The organism is Mycobacterium paraterrae, from assembly GCF_022430545.2.
Classification (GTDB): domain Bacteria; phylum Actinomycetota; class Actinomycetes; order Mycobacteriales; family Mycobacteriaceae; genus Mycobacterium; species Mycobacterium paraterrae.
The window spans coordinates 1813231-1832305 of the sequence record NZ_CP092488.2 but is presented as its reverse complement, the minus strand read 5'-3'; the positions used below and the strand labels follow the sequence as shown (position 1 = coordinate 1832305).

The 19075-nt window shown below is 61.5% G+C and carries 16 protein-coding genes; 5 read left to right on the top strand and 11 right to left on the bottom strand.

What is annotated here, in order from left to right; genetic code table 11:
• Positions 1-467: 467 nt before the first annotated feature.
• On the bottom strand, positions 468-1259 hold the full coding sequence (locus MKK62_RS08725; RefSeq protein WP_240261455.1) for an SDR family NAD(P)-dependent oxidoreductase: 792 nt from the start codon (positions 1257-1259) through the stop codon (positions 468-470).
• Positions 1260-1303: 44 nt separating this feature from the next.
• On the bottom strand, positions 1304-2233 hold the full coding sequence (locus MKK62_RS08720; RefSeq protein WP_240261456.1) for an alpha/beta hydrolase: 930 nt from the start codon (positions 2231-2233) through the stop codon (positions 1304-1306).
• 90 nt (positions 2234-2323) lie between these two features.
• Between MKK62_RS08720 and MKK62_RS08715 the strand changes: the two genes are divergently transcribed.
• Positions 2324-2875, top strand: a complete 552-nt coding sequence (locus MKK62_RS08715; protein WP_240261457.1) for a TetR/AcrR family transcriptional regulator — start codon at positions 2324-2326, stop codon at positions 2873-2875.
• Positions 2876-3058: 183 nt separating this feature from the next.
• On the top strand, positions 3059-3841 hold the full coding sequence (locus tag MKK62_RS08710) for a phytoene desaturase family protein (RefSeq protein WP_260060475.1): 783 nt from the start codon (positions 3059-3061) through the stop codon (positions 3839-3841).
• 617 nt (positions 3842-4458) lie between these two features.
• Here the strand turns inward: MKK62_RS08710 and MKK62_RS08705 are convergent.
• Positions 4459-5151: a hypothetical protein gene (locus tag MKK62_RS08705; protein WP_240261459.1), complete on the bottom strand. Its 693-nt coding sequence runs from the start codon at positions 5149-5151 to the stop codon at positions 4459-4461.
• Between the two features lie 1458 nt (positions 5152-6609).
• Here MKK62_RS08705 and MKK62_RS08700 point away from each other — a divergent pair.
• Positions 6610-7065: a nitroreductase family deazaflavin-dependent oxidoreductase gene (locus tag MKK62_RS08700; RefSeq protein ID WP_350355758.1), complete on the top strand. Its 456-nt coding sequence runs from the start codon at positions 6610-6612 to the stop codon at positions 7063-7065.
• A 211-nt stretch (positions 7066-7276) separates the two neighbouring features.
• Here MKK62_RS08700 and MKK62_RS08695 read toward each other — a convergent pair whose 3' ends face one another.
• Positions 7277-8680 carry a coniferyl aldehyde dehydrogenase gene (locus MKK62_RS08695; RefSeq protein ID WP_240261461.1) on the bottom strand — a complete coding sequence of 468 codons (1404 nt, stop codon included), beginning with the start codon at positions 8678-8680 and terminating at the stop codon, positions 7277-7279.
• 498 nt (positions 8681-9178) lie between these two features.
• Here MKK62_RS08695 and MKK62_RS08690 point away from each other — a divergent pair, with 498 nt between their 5' ends.
• On the top strand, positions 9179-9958 hold the full coding sequence (locus MKK62_RS08690; protein WP_240261462.1) for an isocitrate lyase/PEP mutase family protein: 780 nt from the start codon (positions 9179-9181) through the stop codon (positions 9956-9958).
• 73 nt (positions 9959-10031) lie between these two features.
• Here the strand turns inward: MKK62_RS08690 and MKK62_RS08685 are convergent, their stop codons facing one another.
• Positions 10032-10256, bottom strand: a complete 225-nt coding sequence (locus MKK62_RS08685; protein WP_240264234.1) for a DUF1272 domain-containing protein — start codon at positions 10254-10256, stop codon at positions 10032-10034.
• A 163-nt stretch (positions 10257-10419) separates the two neighbouring features.
• The gene (locus MKK62_RS08680) at positions 10420-11406 is read right to left on the bottom strand and encodes a helix-turn-helix transcriptional regulator (protein WP_240261463.1); all 987 of its coding nucleotides are present in this window, start codon (positions 11404-11406) and stop codon (positions 10420-10422) included.
• A 281-nt stretch (positions 11407-11687) separates the two neighbouring features.
• Between MKK62_RS08680 and MKK62_RS08675 the strand changes: the two genes are divergently transcribed.
• On the top strand, positions 11688-12653 hold the full coding sequence (locus MKK62_RS08675) for a GlxA family transcriptional regulator (RefSeq protein WP_240261464.1): 966 nt from the start codon (positions 11688-11690) through the stop codon (positions 12651-12653).
• A 109-nt stretch (positions 12654-12762) separates the two neighbouring features.
• Here MKK62_RS08675 and MKK62_RS08670 read toward each other — a convergent pair whose 3' ends face one another.
• The 5 genes from MKK62_RS08670 to MKK62_RS08650 all read right to left on the bottom strand — a co-directional run bounded on the left by MKK62_RS08670 (position 12763) and on the right by MKK62_RS08650 (position 18753).
• Positions 12763-13392: an alpha-ketoglutarate-dependent dioxygenase AlkB gene (locus tag MKK62_RS08670; protein ID WP_240261465.1), complete on the bottom strand. Its 630-nt coding sequence runs from the start codon at positions 13390-13392 to the stop codon at positions 12763-12765.
• A 73-nt stretch (positions 13393-13465) separates the two neighbouring features.
• On the bottom strand, positions 13466-16414 hold the full coding sequence (locus MKK62_RS08665) for an MMPL/RND family transporter (protein WP_240261466.1): 2949 nt from the start codon (positions 16412-16414) through the stop codon (positions 13466-13468).
• Entirely contained in the window at positions 16411-16854 is a 444-nt protein-coding gene (locus MKK62_RS08660; RefSeq protein ID WP_240261467.1) for an MmpS family transport accessory protein, read from the bottom strand. Before MKK62_RS08660 ends, MKK62_RS08665 begins: the two co-directional genes overlap by 4 nt.
• A gap of 260 nt (positions 16855-17114) precedes the next feature.
• A complete protein-coding gene (locus MKK62_RS08655; protein WP_240261468.1) occupies positions 17115-18353 on the bottom strand; it encodes a thiolase family protein in 1239 nt (412 codons plus the stop codon).
• Positions 18346-18753, bottom strand: coding sequence for a nuclear transport factor 2 family protein (locus MKK62_RS08650; RefSeq protein ID WP_240261469.1), 408 nt, complete (start codon positions 18751-18753; stop codon positions 18346-18348). Before MKK62_RS08650 ends, MKK62_RS08655 begins: the two co-directional genes overlap by 8 nt.
• Positions 18754-19075 lie beyond the last annotated feature (322 nt).

The following is a 19075-nucleotide window of genomic DNA, read 5'->3' as shown; positions in this document are numbered from 1 at the left end:
TCGATAACATGGGGAATCTCCCCCATAAATGACCTCCAGCAGAGGTAACCGAACGCTGCCGGGTCGGGAGCGCGGCGCAAACACGCCTTTCAACAGCCAGTGCCTGGCGGCCCGTCATTCGATTCCCTGGCCAACTCTCTAGACCGACCCGACCAAAGGCTCGGCCGGCGCTATAGCGTTGGGCCACTATGTGTTCTCAAATCCCATGTCCACCAGCGGGCTTCTGGCCTATGGTTCTGGGCGATGTCTCACTTCATGTCCACACTGATTTGTCTCACGCCCGTGTTCACTTTTCGGGCAAGGTACAACGGCGTGGTCATAGACCCCAGCGATACATCAGCCAGCGATGATCAAATGGGCTGCGGCGGTATGAGATTCAGCAGCGTCGAGTGGCTCGATACGATTGCATCCACGATCGGCCGCATGCGAGCAGCGCACGTGACGCGCTGAGCAACTTCGCGTTTGGTCTATTTGAAGGGGTTGAAGGTGCGCCCGAGGTGGTACTGGATGCGCTGTGGGACTGGGCGGAATGCCGCTGCGGTAATTTTGTTGACGGTGCCGGGTACGCATACCGGTTTGCCCTTGCTGACGGCGGCCCATCCTTCGGATACGACGTCCTCGGGCTGCTGCCACAGCAGTGCCGGCAGCCGGTCAGCGGCTTCTCGCGCGTCCATGACGTCATGCAGTTCGGTGTGAGTGAATCCGGGGCACAGGGCGGTGACATGGATGCCGTGGGGTTTGAGTTCCATGTCGAGGCTTTGCGACATGGTGAGCACGTAAGACTTGATCCCGGTGTAGAGCAGTCCTTCTGGGGGCGGAGCCAGAGCAGCCAGCGAGGACAAGTTCACAATGCGCCCCCAACGTCGTTGCTTCATGCCGGGGATAACGCGGTGGATCAGTTCTGTCACCGCGGTCACCATGAGTTGGAGTTCACCGGCGAGCGAGTCCCACGAGGAATCGCCGAACTTGGTGCTGGCCGTAAACCCCGCATTGTTGATCAGCACGCCAATGGGCAGGCCCACTTCATTGGCGTGACCCACGATCGTGGCGGGGGCCGCAGGGTCGGTCAGATCAGCGGCCAAGACTTCGCAGCGCACGCCGTGCGCGTGGCGGAGGTCGGTGGCCAATTCTTCGAGGCGCTCGGCGCGCCGCGCGACGAGCAGCAGGTCATAGTCTTGGGCAGCGAGATGGCGGGCGAACACGGCTCCGATTCCGGCTGAGGCGCCGGTGATCAAAGCGGCCTTTCGTGGGGTGGTCATCTGGGAAATACTTTCTGGCAGTTGATTAGTGGGAGGCGCGTGGGCTACTGCGGCGCCGTCACCGAGCCGGCTCCGACGTGGCGATCCAGGAACGCGATCTGATCGGTCACGACGCGTTCGAAGTGGGGGTCGACGTAGGGTTCGAAGTGGGAGAAGGCGTAAGACCGCACCTCGCCGTTGGGGATTCGAGACACGATCTTGCGTGCTTTCGCATACGGCGTGACGTCGTCCTCGGTGGCCAGTTGGACCAGCGTTGGGGCGGTGATCTTGGCGGCGCGTCGACCCGGTGAGTAGAACGGCAACCGCAACGCGATGCGCGCGGCGACATCGTTCTCGGCCAAGAGATCGTCCCATTTGTCCCCGGCCATCTTCTGCACAAGGTCATAGGCGCCCGGTGAGGTCATCATGGCCAGATCGCCGGGCCGTCCGATGGAGCTGACTCGATACGGCGGCCGGCCCAGCCATGCCCCAAGCTGGTCACGCACCGCCGCCAGCGCCAAACGGGTGACCAGGGCGGGGGCTTGCGCGAACGCCGATGCGGGGCCGCTGACGTGCGGCACCTGCACGATCGCAGCCGCCAGGCCGTGGTCGTGAGCGGCCAGATTCAGCACGTGTCCACCGCCGAACGAGGACCCCCAGGCCACCACCCGGGTGGGGTCCACACCGTCGAGGCTGCGGGCGTAGGCCACCGCGGCGCGCCAGTCGGCCTGCTGGGCAGCGATATCGAGAACCCGACGTGGCTGCCCCGCGCTAGCTCCCCAGAACCGGTAATCGAAGACCAGCGCGGCGTATCCGGCCTCGGCGAATCGGGCGGCGTATGCGTCGAGGCGCAGCTCGCGGACCGCACCGAACCCGTGGGCGAGCACCACGATCGGCGGCTTCTCCACGCCGTCCGGCCGGTACAGCCACGCCGCGCAGTCCGCACCCCGGGAGGAGAAGGTCACGTCGTGCCGTGTGTAGGTGTAGGCGGTCATGGGCCCTCCCGACGCAGAGTTCTTGATCGACATTCAAGAAACTTAGCATTGTCTTGATCGCCATTCAAGAAAGTGGTCTACGCTTCACCTATGGCCAAGAACAAGCGGCCGCAGCCGTCGCAGGAGAAGCGAGCCGAGATCGTCACCGCCGCCCGCGAACTGTTCATCGATGCCGGCTATGACGCCACCCCGATGGGGCGGCTCGCAAAGGCGGCCGGAGTCGCGGCCAACACGATCTACTGGTACTTCGCAGACAAGGACGCCGTCTTGATCGCCGTGCTCGACGAGGTAATGGCCGACGCATGGGCGCAGTACCAGTCGGTGGCCGGCGAACCTATGCCGGTGCGCTTGCTCTGGGTGGTCAGTCAGCTCCAACAAATGAGTCGACTCGTCAGCACGGTGCACGCTCGCGCCGAGCGCTCGCCATCAGTCACGATCTGGCACAACAACTTTCACCTACTGACCTCCAGCATTCTTCGCTACGACCTCGAAATCGCCGGCGTGGCCGCGGACAGCCTTGACGCCGAAGTCATGATCGGCGTCTTCACCATCGAGGGACTGCTGATGCACCCCATGACCGAAGAACAGCAACAAGCCATTTGCAACGCCCTAGCGGCACGGTGGAACCTGCCGCAACGATGAACTGCCACCATGACACCCGTTGCGTCAGAGGCAGTTTGGTCGCACGGCTGGGGTCCGTTGAATCAGCCGCCCTCGTCGGCGTTCGCCGTGCTGTTCGCTGCGAGCTTGCACCGGTACGGCTGGCCGGTGGCCAAGGGCGGAAGTAGGCGGATAACTGACGCGCTGGAACATATGCTTGTCGGCTTGGGCGGCCGGATCGAAACAGGCTGCCGCGTTCGATCACTCGCCGATGTTCGCGGTGCCGACATCGTCATATTCGATCTGACGCCCACAGCGGTCGCTGACATTGCCGGAGACGCATTACCGCCGCGAGTGCACCGCGCATACCGCCGATACCGTTTCGGGCCCGGTGCATTCAAGATCGACTTCGCGGTTGAGGGCGGCGTGCCGTGGACTAACGAGCACTGCAGGCTTGCAGGCACCCTGCACGTCTGCGGAAGCTTGGATGAGGTGGTGACTGCAGAGCGGGCCACCAATGCGGGCAAAATGCCCGAGCGCCCATTTATCGTTGCAGCGCAACAATATTCGGCCGATCCGAGTCGGTCGGTCGGCAACGTTCACCCGTTCTATGCCTACGCTCACGTGCCTCACGGCTATACCGGTGATGCCACCGAGCCCATGCTGGATCAGATCGAACGCTTCGCGCCTGGTTTCCGTGAACGAATTGTGGGAACCTTCACCCGCACGACCGCCGAATTCAGTGATTACAACGCGAACATTGTTGGCGGAGACGTGATGGGTGGCGCCCCCGGCCTTGGCCAAATGATCGCGCGGCCAAAGGTCATCGCCCCGTACAGCACTGGTATTCCAGGGATGTACCTGTGTTCCGCCTCGACACCGCCCGGGGCCGGCCCCCACGGCATGTGCGGACACCTGGCCGCACAGCGCGCGATGCGAGACTTCCGCCGAGACAGCACGACGCGCAGGATATTGGACGGCGGCAAACGCAGGCGTTCGGCCGTGTAGCGCCTGCAGCATTTGAAAGCTGTTGTCACGCATGGTGACATGTCCGGACAAGGCGCCGACGTCAGCAACGGTGGGCGGCGACTTCAAGGCCTGGATAGGCAAGCCACCGTTAGGAGCGCTGCCTACAACGTCAGAGCCGATAGTCGACGATTACGTCATCCTCGCCGGCCAAGTACCGGCCCCATCGCTACACACCACCGTGGCGACCCGATTGCGTTTGTCTCACTCAAATGGCCAATTGGCCATGGAGTGGCCAATCAAATGAGAAGTGACCATTTTGTATGAGAACCTACAGAAGAAGATCTGAACCGATAATCCTGCCTTACATCAACCGCGACAGGTGCAGCTGATGCGCGACGGCGACGGACTTCCGGTTCAAGTGTCGAGATGTAGCGAAGATCGCCAAGACCCGCCTGTCTAGTTGGACAAAGATTCTCGGGCCGCAGAGGCCTGCTGATCGTCGCTGCAAACCCTCACTCAGCGTGTCGTCAGACGTCAGCATGCGGTAAGCAGCGCGCCACCCGTCGGCCGAAACCACCATGCGAGCGCGGCCGATAGCGCAGGTGAGGAATCCGCCCGCGCCGCTGGCAGAGTCGAGCATTTTCTTGCCAAGCGGCCTAGGTCAAGGCCGCCGGGAACATCTCGGTCATGACCGGGAACCATTCGTCCGGCGGCAGGATCGAGGCGAGATTGTAGGCGGCCTCCGGGAACGCCGTGTCGGCCAGACTGCTGAAAAGTATCTGAGGCGTCGTGGACCCCCACGGTTCGATCCAGTCCGCCACACCGGTGGGCGTTTCCTCGTAGAAGGTCGTGAAAAGACCTGGGAAGGTGTAGATGTCGAAGTGCATACCACCTTCGAGATCCGTCAGGGTGATGATGTTGAGGTCGTACATCGAGGTGCCGTCGACGATCTTGCCGCCCGGTCCGAATGTGAGGTCGTACAGCGTGGCGCCCGCCAGGCCGCCGTCGATGCCGGCGATATTGTCCGCGGACGGGGTGAAGTCACCGAAATGATAGGTCGCGTTGTCGAAAAGCGGGTTCGCGTAGTCGAACTCGTTCACCTGGTAACTGCCCGCGATGCCGTCGGTGAAGGTCGAGCCCGGCACGTAGACGTCGGTGGGCTGGACGTCTGTCGTCTCCTCGTAGAACCACGGGATCCCCGAGTGGTACACGTCGGTGGGATCGCCGCCGGAAATCAAGCACAGCGCGGCAGCGCAGGTGCTGTCCGCTTGCGCAAGCACAGCCGGCGAGAGCGCCGCGACGGCGGCGCCGCTGGCGATCGCCAACAGCAGACGACGTTGATTCAACATTAAAATTTTCCCCCGTATTCGTCGCATTTAGCTGCAACAGAATAGGGGGAGCGTACCCCGCCGGTGACTATCAAGAATGTGAAATCCAAAGAGTTGCCGAGGCTCCGCAGACCGTCGATGCGGGGCCGAGCTTTGAACCAATTCCCGCCGCGCCTCGGTTCGCCACAACGGTAGGAGGCTTGAGCGTTGGGGATTCCGCTCATCACGGTCTACAGGCACACCTCGAGGTCCTGGCAGACCAACCACGACGCGGCAACCACCGGCACCCCATCAACCAACCCTTTTGAATTCGGGGGACACAACGTCTCACTGGTATTAGGCACCCGATGTCGACCATGCAATAGATTGCGGGCACCTGATTGCCCGAAAATACTGCGAAGCAGTCACTTTCGAGGTAAAAGGCGCCTTGAGTTTAGTTGCTGCGCCGACCCGTTGCGGGCATCCGGCCCCGATTGCAGCAGATTCCTCGCGCGGAGCCCAGATGTTGGCTGGCGGGTCGTCAAATAAGACAAGGCCGTTAACAAGCTCGCCCGTCTGTCTTTTTTGTTGCATCTCGATAGCGGCCTACACCTACTCCTACTGTGGGTTCTCAAAATCCGTGTCCACTCGCGACGCTCTAACCTGCGCTGATGCGCGGTGTCTCACTTCGTGTCCACACACATTTGTCTCACGTCCGTGTCCATTTCTCAAAGCACGGCCTTCGCACCTGTTTCCACCGCTGGCATGGCACACGAAGTGCTGGCCGTTCTCGGACGATATTCGTCACTGTGACATCAACGCACCCGAAGCGCCCGCCAGCAACCGTTGGCGCCCATGCTGGCATCGGGCTCGAAGTCGGCACCGGTTCACCGGTGACCCCCACCTGCGACACCGGCTCCGCCGCCAGTATCGCGCAGCTCTCGAGACCCGCCACGGCGCAGTGGCGGTCCTCGGTGCCATGAACGCCCGCCGCCGGCTCAATGCACGGGATTCGGCAATCCGAATCATCAACAGCCAGCTGAGAACTCATCGCCTCACTCTTTCCCAGTATTGCCTCAGCCGTTAAGCATGTTGAATGCTAACGGTCCACGGAAGGGCGTGCTATCACCGTGTTCACGGTGACGCGTAACTCGTGCAAGGCATGAGCGGAGCCTCACAGCAGAACTGAATATTGTGACAGCGCACGGCAAACGCGAACACGTAGCATGAGCCTTCGTGCCAAAACCGGCGCTGGAGCGAGCGGCTGGCTCGGCGTTCCTGCGTGGCATTAAGCCTGCCGTCTAGCTGTAATTCCCCTGTGAGGCAGCAGGATTAGATGTCGGCAACATGTTGGCCAACAACTTCACGGTCGAACGGTGGCTGCCATCGCTCGCACCGCAAACTATAAGGACTGCCATGAGCCACTCCGATAACAATTCCAACCCCTTAGCCGAGAACGCACCACAATCATTCGAACGTGCCGGCGCCTTTCACCGGGTCATGCGCCGGTTCGCCGGAACCGGCCTCGGCGCGGCATTATTCAAGCCCACGGCGCATCACTTCGACCGACTGATCGCGAAGCTGACCAGAGGCCGATACAGCTTCGTCGGTGTCGCCGCCGGTCTTCCCGTCGCCATGCTCACCACAACCGGCGCGAAATCCGGTCAGCTCCGCACTGTGCCGGTCATCGCCATTCCCTTCGGCGACAGTGTTGGGCTCATCGCCTCGAACTTCGGCGGTCGCAAGCATCCCGGCTGGTATCACAACCTGAGCATGAACCCACAAGCAACGTTGGCCATCCACGGAGCCAGCTGGAAGGTGATAGCCCGGCGCGCCACACCCGATGAGCGCATTGAGCTGTGGGACAGAGGCGTAACGCTGTATCCCGCATATGACGCCTACGAGGGCCGCGCCAAGGATCGCCAGATCGAGGCATTCATCCTCACCCGGACATAAAGCTTTACGGCGTTACTCGGGTCCGTCGCGCCCGTCGGTAACCCCGTCAGGCTGCATCGCGACGAGCCCACGCCGCCGCCCCGTTCACCAACGGATGTCCTCGCAGTGAATTCTCGACCGGCAGAGGAGTTTATGGTCGCTGACGGCCGCGGTGAAACGTGGCACACAGAACAGTTCGGCGGGGCCGACGACCTGAGGTAACCGGTGGCAATTATGCGTCGAAGGGAGTTAGCCAAAACTGGCGCACCTCGCTGCTATACGGTGCCCGGACCGCGGCGATCTGTTCTTCGCTTTCGGTTTGATAGTAGACCGAGCGGACGTTGCTGAATTCCTCAAAGCCGTATTTGCTATGGTAGCGCCCCATGCCTGAGGGCCCGATCCCCCCGAACGGCAGGTCGTCTGGGTAGATGTGCGCCATCACATCGTTGACGGTGACACCACCGGATACGGAATGATCGAGTATGTAACGAATTTCGCTGTCGTGGTCGCTAAAGATGAACAGCCCCAGGGGGTGATCCCGAGTGGCGATGGCGGTGAGCACGTCATCGATAGCGGTATAGCCGAAGATCGGCAAGATGGGCCCGAAGATCTCTTCGTTCATTACCTGCGCGTCGTCGCCGGGGTCGAGCACGAGTGTGAGTGGAAATTGCCGCTCGTGCCGTTTCCCCTCGGAGGCGATGGCGTCGATAACCGTGGCACCCTTATCGCGCGCGTCCTGAACCATGTCTGCCATCCGCTGGTAGTGATGGCTGTTGATCATGCTCGTGTAGTCCGGGGAGCCGATCCCTTCGGGGTACATCGTTTTCGTCGCTGTCAGACACGCATTGATGAATTCCTGTTTACGGCTTTCGGGCACGTAAACGTGATCGGGCGCAACACAGATTTGACCGGAGTTGTACGCCTTGACCGCCATGATGCGCTCGGCCGCGCGGTCGATGTTGAATGACTCGGTGACGATGGTCGGACATTTACCACCGAGCTCGAGGGTGACGGGAACGAGGTTGGCTGATGCGGCACGCATGACGTGCCTGCCGACGTTTGTCGATCCGGTGAACATGATGTGGTCGAATGCAGCGGAGGCGAATTCCGCGCCTTCCGTCGCGCCGCCGAGCACCACGGTGACTTCGTCTTCTGAGAAATACTGAGCGACAAGCCGTTGCATGAGCTCCGCCGCGATGGGCGTGAATTCAGACGGTTTGATAACCGCGCGGTTTCCCGCTGCGAGGACTCCGGCGAGCGGAATCATGATCAGATAGAACGGCACGTTCCACGGCCCCATGATGCCGATAACACCTTTGGGCGTGTATTCAACGACCGCGCGCGCATCAGCCGCGAGCGCCTCGCGGTGATCTGGCTTCATCCACTCTCCGACATGTTTGGCGGAGAACGTCATTGCGTTGATTGTCGAAGACAGCTCGATCAGCGTGTGGGTGTCGGCGCGGTACCCGAAGTCGCGTGACAGGGCGTCGCTAATCTCCTCGCGATTCTCGCTGATCAGTTTCGCGACCCGTGCGAGGCGGTCGATGCGGACGTCTTCGCTCGGTATACCGTCTTTGGCCAGCGCCGCCCGCTGCACGGCAATAATCCGGTCGAGTGTCGCTGAAAATTCAGACATGTGTGCCCTTTCTTGCCGCTGTCAGTGTGTCGCTAATGCCGCGCATTGATCCAGCACCGGCAACCTACTCCTTCGATAAGTTGTCGTGCTGTCACGATTTTCGGCAGTCGCGCCCCGTCAATGGTTAAGCCATCGCCGATTCGAGATTCGCCACAAGAGGGGTGTCAGCATGCTTCTGCTGCCCTCGTACGAGGTCGATTTCCACGCCGGTGCTGTGGCCGCGACCGCCTTCTCCCCTGATAGCGGATTTACCAAAGATGTTGACAGCCAACAGCTACCGCATCCGGGTAGCATCAATTTTTCACGTGATGACATGTGTTTCGGTTAGGTAAAGCTAATTGCGGTAATTCGCAACGCAATTCGCTGGTCGCTGCTACGTATCGGGTCCCGATGAGCGCCCAGCCGGACAGGCCGCTAGTAACGCGGCTCGACATCAACCGACCGTCGGGCAGGCATTGGATTGGTGACCGGTAGCCCATCGATCTCAAAGGAGATGCGGTGAATTCGACCCACAAAGCGGCTCATCTGAGCCGACTGCACATCAAGGGATCACCGGTCGTGGTGTTCAACGCGTGGGACGCCGGCAGCGCGATGGCCCTGGAACAGGGTGGCGCCGCGATCATCGGCACCAACATCAGGTTGCTCGCGCACGCGCAGGGCTACGCCGACGCGCACCAAATGCCGGAGGGGCTCTACTACGAGATCACCGGGCGCATCGCCGGATCTGTCGGTATTCCGGTAAGCGCGGACCTTGACAGCCGGTGCAGCGACGATGACGCATATTTGGCGTGTAAGGTCGAGCGTCTACTCGCGCAAGGGATCGTGGGCATCACCGTCGGTGACCGAACCGGTGATGGAACGGGATTGTGCGACATCGACCTACAGGTTCGTCGCATCGCGGTAATCCGGCAAACGGCCGACGAGGCCAGCATCCCGCTGTTCATCAATGCGCGCACGGATCTGTTCGTTCAGCACCGCGGTGGGGCCAAGTCGGCGATCTGCGAGGCCTTCGACCGCGCCAGTGCATACGCGTTCGCAGGGGCATCGGGATTTTTCGTCCCTGGCCTACAAGACAAGCCGCTGATCGCGCAGCTGTGCGCGGGGGTAGATCTCCCGGTCGACGTCTTAGCGATGAAGCGCACACCCTCGCACGCAGAACTCGCAGACATTGGAGTTGCCCGCATCGACTACGGAACAGTCCTCTACATCGAGGCGATGCGAAGCCTCGTCCGCACTTTCAGCACGCTACGCGACGGGACGCGCGCTAACCCGCTCTGAGCAAGGACGCGTCGCGACAACCCCGAGTCGGTGGACGTACAGGTGTGGGCGTTAGAGACGCCCGATCCGCGTCTCAGGGCTGCGCGGTTCGCGGCTCCTCGGGAGGAAATTTGTCCAGGAGTTCCGTCGGGCGCGTGGGCCGAAGTACGAGATTGCCATGGCAGTTCGGGCACACTCCGCCGAGCTCACCATCTGCGCACGTCGCGCAGAAAGTGCATTCGAACGTGCAGATGCGTGCCTCGGTCGAACCATTCGGCAACGGGCGGCCACAGCGCTCACACTCGGCGTGTAAACCCATCACGGCCATCGGGCACCTCTTTTACCTATCTGCCACAAGCGAATTGCGATCAGATTGCCTCGGTCCGCCACGGGTATCAGAATGGCGTCGCCGCGTCGCATGCGGTGGTGTGCTGGTCGGTGAAGCCGGAGCAGGTGCATCGTCTGATGAAGGCTGGGTGCGGCTATCCCGGCACTAGCTCTTTGACACACGAGCCGGCTTCACGAGCGCAGCGATCGGCGACGCACTCTGGGCGAGAACCGGCCCGGGGCACTGGTGTGCGCGACTCATCGTGGTCTACGCAGATGGTGGCCAGCGTGCGCGATATGTAAACCTCAGACAGGCCCTGATGGCCATTCAATGCGGTGTCGGCTGTCAGGCGAGGCGCATTACCGCCGATTGACCGCCTGAAGTGCGACGGCGTACACCCGAACGCTTTTCGGAACGCCGATGTGAAATGACTGTGACTAGTGAACCCCAGTGTTAGCGCCAACGTAGTCAGATCCTCGGTGTTCCCGAGTACGGACAGGCCAGCGGCCAGCCGCAACCGCAGATGGTAGCGATACAACGGGATACCTTCGACGTGGCGGAATGCGTCGGTGAGATAGACCGGTGTGACACCAACCTGGTTGGCAACCTCGGATAGGGTCCACCGTCGCCCCGGATCACTGGAAAGCAACAGCTTCACCTGATTGGCCATCGCTCGGCGGGCACCGTCTCCGTACGGAAGCGCCAACGAGGCTTTGCTTCCCACGGCATGTCGGGCGAGCTCGAGAGCCAAACTCTCGGCGTGAAGCGGATCGATCACACTGCGCCGTAGGTGCTGGCGCAGTCTCGCGGCGAGGATCTGGCCGGCTCCATCCACCGGCAAGCCTGACCGGTTGAAGGCGGCCTGATCTGGTCGGCGCCGATATTGCCGCGGCATGATCTCCAGCAGGGCAGCTGGATTCAACGCCAGGGTTAAAGTGGCATCGCCGCCGGGCACCGGGTGACTGACTTGGTATGGCTCGTCATCGTTGATGATCACCAATTGGTTGACATCGCCGACCGTTTCGCGGGAGCCCACCGCGTGCACATAGACACCGCGATAGGGGAACACCAGCCTGGTTCCGGGCGCGATCTCCTCCTCCGCTTTCGTGATGCACCGGCCGCGGCACTCGACATCCCACACTGACACAGTGTGGGTATGTAACAGCAGCCGAGCGTCATACTCAGGCACGGAGCCTTCAGCGCCGGTCGGCATCTGATCTACCGGTCATCTGCCAAATCCTCACTGGCGTCGGGCTTTACACTTCTCAGTCACTGCAGTAGCGCTTTTGCTCAAAACCACGGCATGCCCCCTAGACCATTTACGCTACGAGCCCGCAGCGTTGTCTGCTATGACATAAATGCGCCGTTTTCTGCCACACTGAGAAGGCGATCGAAGTCATCCCAACGAAGGGTGTATGAACTATGAGCCGACCGCGCGTGGTGATCATCGGTTTTCCCGGTGTCCAATCCCTGGATCTGTCGGGCCCCTACGAGGTATTCGCCGAGGCCGACGCCTACCGGATAGAAGTCGCAGCGCCCAAAGCCGGACAGTTCCGCGCCGAGTCAGGCGTCGGGCTGTGGGCCGACACCGCACTCGCAGAGATCCGCGGCCGCATCGACACGCTCATCGTCGCTGGCGGGTACGGCATTTTCGATGTCATTGAAGATGAGCAATTCATGGCTGCCTTTCGGCGCGCCGCCAAGAAGTCTCGCCGGGTCGGCTCGATCTGTACCGGGGCGTTCGCGTTGGCGGCCGCAGGCATGCTGGACGGACGGACGGCTACGACGCATTGGCGCTTCAGCGACCGATTGCAGAGCTGCTACCCGTCGGTTCTCGTCAATTCCAAGCCCATTTTCATCAGATCAGGCAATGTCTACACGTCAGCCGGCGTCACAGCCGGAATGGATTTGGCCCTGTCATTGGTCGAAGAGGATTGCGGCCACCAGGTCGCGATGACGATTGCACGCGAGTTCGTGCTATTCATGCGCAGACCGGGCGGGCAGTCTCAATTCAGCACCACCCTCGCGAATCAAACCGCTGACCGAGTGCCGTTGCGGGACTTGCAAATGTGGATCGTCGACAACCTGACCGCCGACCTGTCTGTCGACGCTCTGGCCGCACGAGCGCACATGAGCCCCCGTAACTTCGCCCGCGTGTTCAACCGAGAAATCGGACAGACTCCGGCACGCTACGTAGATGAGCTTCGTGTCGAGTCCGCGCAGCGCCGACTCGAGGAATCCTCAAGTTCTCTAGACGAAATCGCCGAGCAGTGCGGCTTTAGCAGCGCTAATGCATTGCGCCGCTCGTTTTTACGGATACGCGGGGTGACGCCGTCGGATTACCGGCAACGCTTCAGCACTCACCCATCATCCGGCGAACATCGCTGACGCCGGGCGTGCCTGACTGGCCGTGACAAGGAGCCGTACTTTCAGGCACCGCCGCGGTTCGAAGCCTGATCTGCATTGCAGCCGAGCGGCTGCGACCCAAGTAAGGAGTTTACGAACGGACCTGCTCACTGCTGCTGAAATTCAGGCTGATTCGCCCGCCTGCGAGCGCTTGCTGCTTGGGCACGCTGTGCTGCCAATCCCGTTGGCAGCGGCCGCGCATGATTAAGACATCGCCCGCCAGTGGAGTAAAGGACGTGCTCGCACCCCCGCCGCGCGGACGGATCAGGAAGCGACGGGTCGCACCCAGGCTGAGCACCGGCACGGTGGCGGTCGCCGGGATGTTGGCCGGGCGGTCGGCGTGCCAGCTAGTGCTGTCCTGGTTGTCGCGATACCAATTCATCCAGAGGGCGTCAAAGCGCACGCCGCAGTATGCGCTCAGGGCGTCGGCGATGTCGACGACGATGCCCGGCGCCGCAGCGATGTCGGTGAATTCATTGGTCAGTCGCGGCTCATCGACCATTCGGTCAAACATCCACCGCCGGCGCTGCTCCCATCCGGGTAGCTCACGCATCTGCTGCAGCAAAGCGTCGTGCCCCCGAACTAGGCTGTGCACCATTGTGATCGATGAGAAATCGTCGAGCCGATGCTCGGTCGCCCTGTCGAAGGCGCCCAGATCGATCGATGTCTCAAACGACTGGTCGCCGTCGTCAAACAACGTCAGCTCGTGGGCCCCACTCATTGTGCCCCCCTGTCGGTAACAGCGTTGAATACTCTGCACCCCAACGCAATAAGAGCCCGAATTAATCCCACGGTCACACGACGGTGCGGTAGAGGTCGTCGGTGTGGCGGTGCTCCGGGGCGACCGCTCCGCTGCCCGTGCGGGCTGGGCGCTGCCGGATGATGCGCGGCCACCAGAAAAACGGGCCGAGCAGTCGTGCCAGCGCGGGCGTGATCAGTGACCGCACAATCAAGGTGTCCAGCAAGAGCCCAATACCGACCGTCGATCCGAACATGCCGACCGAGGTGAGATCGCTGGAGACCATGGCCATCATCGTGACCGCGAACACAATGCCGGCGGTGGTGACCACCCGACCGGACTTCGTCACCGCTCGGATCAGACCGGTGTTGAGCCCGGCCTCACTCTCATGGAGGTAGCGGGCAACCAGGAGCAGGTTGTAGTCCGACCCGACGGCAACGAGCAGGATGAAGCAGAACACCACGTTCCACCAGCTCAACGGCATGCCCAAGAGGTTTTGCCAAATCAGCACTGACATGCCGAATGCGCCGGAGAACGAAAACGCGACCGTGCCGACGATCACCAGCGACGCGATGACGGCCCTGGTGATGAACAGCATCACCAGGAAGATCAATGAGAACGCCGCAGTCGCTGCGATGAGCAGATCGATCTTGGTCGCGTCTTTGATGTCCCAATAAGTCGCTGCCGCGCCGCCGAGATAGACCTTCGACCCGGCCAGCGTCGTACCTTTGAGCGCTTCCTTGACCGCCGGCAGGAAGGTCTGGTCGTGCTGGATGCCGGCTTCGGTGAGGGCTTCGCCGTCGTGGTAGATCAGGTAGCGGACCGCATGCCCGTCGGGGGACACAAAGTACTTCTCATCGATCTTGAAGTAGGGATTGTCGAAGGATTCTGGTGGTATGTAGAAGAATTCATCGTTCTTCGAGGTGTCGAACGAGTGGCCGAGATCCATGGTCTGCAGACCCAGGGCGTCGAGCTGGGTGAGCAGGGGCTCGAGTGTGCTGTGCTCGGCCTTCACCAGATCGTCGAAACGGCCGAGCAGATCAGCGTTGCGGCCCAACGTTTCCACGAGTTGCGGAGTTACCTTGTCCTGGATGAGCGCGGCCTGCATGCTTTTTTCGAATTGCTCGGCCAACTGGTCGAGCCCGTCGGTCATGTCGAACAGCGAGCGGAACGACATGCAGACCGGAATGTCGAAACAGTGTTTCTCCCAATAGAAGTAGCTGCGGATCGGGCGCCACACGTCATCGAAGTTAGCGTAATTGTCCCGCATCCGGTTCGTGGTCTCGTAGAGGTCGGTCGCGGCCTGGGCGTTGAGGTGCGCCGATCCGGCCTGCTGATTGGTGAGGTCTTGCTGGTGGCGGGTCAGGGCCTGCAGGCTCTGGGTGACCGCGGAGATGTCGTCGAGCCGGTTGTTGAAGTCATGCAGGTAGGGCAGAACTTCTTTGATCTTCGTCCCTACCGTGCCCAGGGCGTAGGTGAACGAGGAGTGCTCTAGTGGCACACCGAGTGGCCGAGTGACGGCCTGGACCATCCCGACTCCGGGGGTATGAAAAATTGCGCGAGCGACTCGATCGACGGCGATCATGTCGACGCTGTTGCGCAGATCGTGGTCGGATTCGACCATCAGCATGTCGGCGTTGAGCTTACTGACCGGGAAATGCCGGTCGCTGGCCTCATAACCCTGGTTGGCCGGAGTGGTGTGGGCCAAATAGATCCGGTCGTCGTAGTTCGGGTAGTAGGTGATCAAGGTGATCGAGCCCACCAGCACGACCACGCAACCGACCAGCAGAATCCGACCGGGCCAGCGCACGGCGGCCGTGCCGACCTTGTTCCAAACCCCGTGTCCCTTTTGGTGTTTCTTCGGTTCGAACAACCCGAACCGACTGCCGATCGTCAGGATCGCGGGCCCGAAGGTGAGCGCGGCGGTGACCGCCACCAGCATTCCGGCCGCACACGGCGCCGCGCAGGTGTTGAAGTAGTTCAACCGGGTGAATTTCATGCAGTACATGGCGCCCGCAACCGCTACACCGGACCCGAGGATCACGTGCGACACCCCGCTGATTGCGCAGTAGTAGGCCTGCTCCCGCGTCTCCCCCGCGAGGCGGCCTTCCTGGTAACGGCCGATCAGAAAGATCGCGTAGTCGGTGCCAGCGCCCAATATCAAAGACACCAACGTATTTGCGGCATAGACCGAGATGTCGATCAAATGGTGATAGACCATAAAAGCGGCGATGCCGCGGCCACAGAACAGTTCCACGAGCACCATGAACAAGATCAGGAACGCGGTGGGCAGCGACCGATAGACGATGAGCAGCATACCGGTAATCAGGATGATGGTGACGAACATGATGGTGTTCAGACTGGTATTGCCGACATAGATCATGTCCGCCGACAACACGGCCGACCCTGACGCGTAAACCTTCAGTCCAGGTGGCGGGTGCAAATGATCAAGTATGTTGCGCACCGCGATGATTGACTCGTCGTTAAGTGTCGACCCGATGTCGCCCGCCACACGAACCAGGGTGAAGTTGGCCTTGGTGTCGTTGCTTTGCACACCGGCCGCAGTGGTGCCTTCACTCCACAGATCCATCACGTACTGCACGTGGTTGTCGGCGCGTAGCTTCTTGACCATCTCGTTGTAGAAGACGTGGTCTTTGTCGTCGAGCTTGTGGTCGGCCTCGAAGACGACGAACACCAGTGCGTTGCTGTCACCTTCATGGAACACCCGACCGATGTGTTGCAGCGCCTTCGTCGATGGCGCATCGACGGGAACCAGCGGCTCGCGGTTAGCGTCCACGACCGGTTCAAGCTGCGGGACAATCGAATTCATCACGAAAAGAAACACCAACCAGGCGAGCACGACTACCGGCGAGAACCGCCGGATGTTGCGCGCGAAAAACGGCCGCTCAACCGGCGGTGGTGCGTGTTGGACCTGCACTGGGCCGGTGTCGGCGTTGCCATCAGCGCCGGCTGCGTGGCGGCCGCTGTCTCCGTTGTCGCTCATGCCGACAGCACCTGGCACCACACACCAGCGTGATCGCCGCTAGCCGTGTGCTCGGAACGCACCACCTCGTCAATGGTGATGCGGCAGCCTATATTTCCACCGGCCGCCTGCGCAGTGATGTCCGCGGTCGCCGTTGTCATCGTGGTGGTCTCGACATGCGACCACGGCAACGACGTCAAGTTCACGTCGACCGGCTTGGAGTCGACATTCCAGTACGTCGCCCTGCCCCACCCACCGAAGTCTCCGAAGATCTCGTACCTGATGTTCTTGGGATTGAACTGTGCAATGACGAACTTGTTTCCCGAACTCTTGGTGATGTCCGTCGACCCAAAGATGCCGTGCATGCCGTAGATGGAAAACCCGGCAACCGCGACCACAATGACCGCCAACGCTGGAACCCAAAACCTTTCCAACAGCCGACGGCTTCTGGACACACTCACGACGACTAACCCCCCTGGGTAGGTGGATACAACGCTGCGACTTTTGCCTCAGCTTCAGTACGCGGAGATCGGCGGGCATGGCACGGACAGACTGGCGCCGCGGCGACGTCAGCGTCGCCGCAGCGCTCACAACCGTCCACCCTGCGGACCCAGCGACAATACGCCACATCCGGCCGGTCGCGCTTTCACAATCTTTAGGTCTTTCCCGCCGTGTCACGTTGGGCGACAACCGGATCGGGCCGCGCGTCCAACCGCAAGCATTAGCCATGATGGGCGTTTTCCAGCACGACGGCGATGCCCTGGCCTGAACCGATACACACCCCGGCCACGCCATAGCGCGCACCTTTTTCCTTGAGCTCGAGGGCAAGACTCAAGGCGTATCGCGCCCCGGTGGCTCCGAAGGGATGCCCGATCGACACCGCGCCACCATTGGGGTTCAGCTTCTCGTCGGGCACCTCGAAGCCGCCGAGGCGATTCGGTAACTCGCGCAGCACACCCAGGGCCTGAGCACTGAATGCTTCGTGCACCTCCCACACATCGATTTGCTCAGGCGCCAATCCTGCGCGCTCCAGCGCCTTGGGGATCGCCCACGCCGGCGCTATCCCCATCACCAGAGGATCTATTCCAGCGACGGCCGAAGACACCACTCGCGCCAGCGGTGTGACACCGAGTTCGTCAGCGCGTTGACGGGAACCGAGCACCACCGCAGAAGCCCCGTCAGACAGCGGTGTGGAATTGGCTGCAGTCATCTGCGTCGTTCCCGGCTGCGCCGGCAGGCTGGCCAACTTCTCAGCCGTGGTGTCATCTCTGATGAATTCGTCATGCTCGACAATGCGCTGGGGGCTCTTTCGTGTCGCCGCGATCGTGACCGGCATGATCTCTTTCGCGAGACGACCCGCGTCGCGGGCAGCTTTCGCGTGCTGCTGAGACCGCAGCGCGAATGCATCGATCTGCTCTCGTGTCATCTGATAGCGGTTCGCGACGTTTTGCGCCGTCTCGATCATGGCGACATAGGCGTTGCGCGCCAACAGCTTCGGATTCGGCGCGCCACCAGCGCCTGACCACATGGTGTCGAGCATGATGACCGGGCCGCGGGGCATGAACGCTTCCTCACCCTTCATCAAGGCCCACCCCGACCGCGACATCGACTCCACACCGGCGGCGATACCGAGGCCCAGATCTCCGGCCTTGATGGCGTGAGCGACCGATACCACAGCGCTCAGCGATGATCCGCAATACCGGTTGATGGTCGCGCCGGCGACGCTGTCGGGGAAACCCGCCGCAAGTGCACCCCAGCGCGCGATATCACCCATGCCTTCATGGGCCGTATTCACACAGCCGGCGACGATGTCTTCGATGTCGGTGACAGCAACGCCGACACGGTCGCAGGCACCGCGCATCGTCGTCCCGAGCAGATCATCGGGGCGAAGGTGCGACAGCGATCCGCCGTAACGCGTGAACGGGGTGCGCACTCCACCCAAGATGTAGGCGTCACTCATCGAGGCCACTGTTGTCGGCGACGCGGCCAAGGACATCGTCAATTCCGTTGGGCAGCAGAGCGATCGCCGCTGGTATCTGATCGATGAATTCGCGCAGCAGCTTCATTTTGCCGTCCTCGGCCAGCACGAGGCCGCCGTAATGGAAGTCGAATCGGCGGCCGTCGCGAGTCAGCTTGTCGACGTAAAACTCAGCAAACATCGCATCTGGGGCGTCAATGTGGACAGTGATGTTGGTAAATCTGAAACCGGGCACCATGTCCAACAGCTTGCTCAAATAGGCCTGCAGCGCAGGGCGACCCGCGTATCGCGGAGTCAACCCCAACAACGGCCAGAATGGGAAGTCGAGCACCCCGTCCTCGGCGTAGCACGCGGCCGCGGCCGCCGCGTCACCATCAGCCATTGCTTGTGCATAGATGAGAAAAATTTCCCGCGCGGTCGTCATGTCGACGGCACTCCAATCTGCGATCGGGGCGCGACACCTCGGCTCCCCTTAACGAAAGTTACGGGACCGCCGGCCCACCGCACTGTCAGAAAGTTCATCTCTTTGCTTGTCCCCAAAACGCGCCGTCGCTGACCACGCTCAAGGATGTCGCCAACCGGCACCGACCACGGGGCCGATGCGCGGGCGGCCGCCTGCACACTGAGCGCCCCGCGACCTCGAATTCCGAAATATCTCGACAGCGGGCTGCGCTGAGCCCTTTCTAAACTCGGCGCTGTCGGTG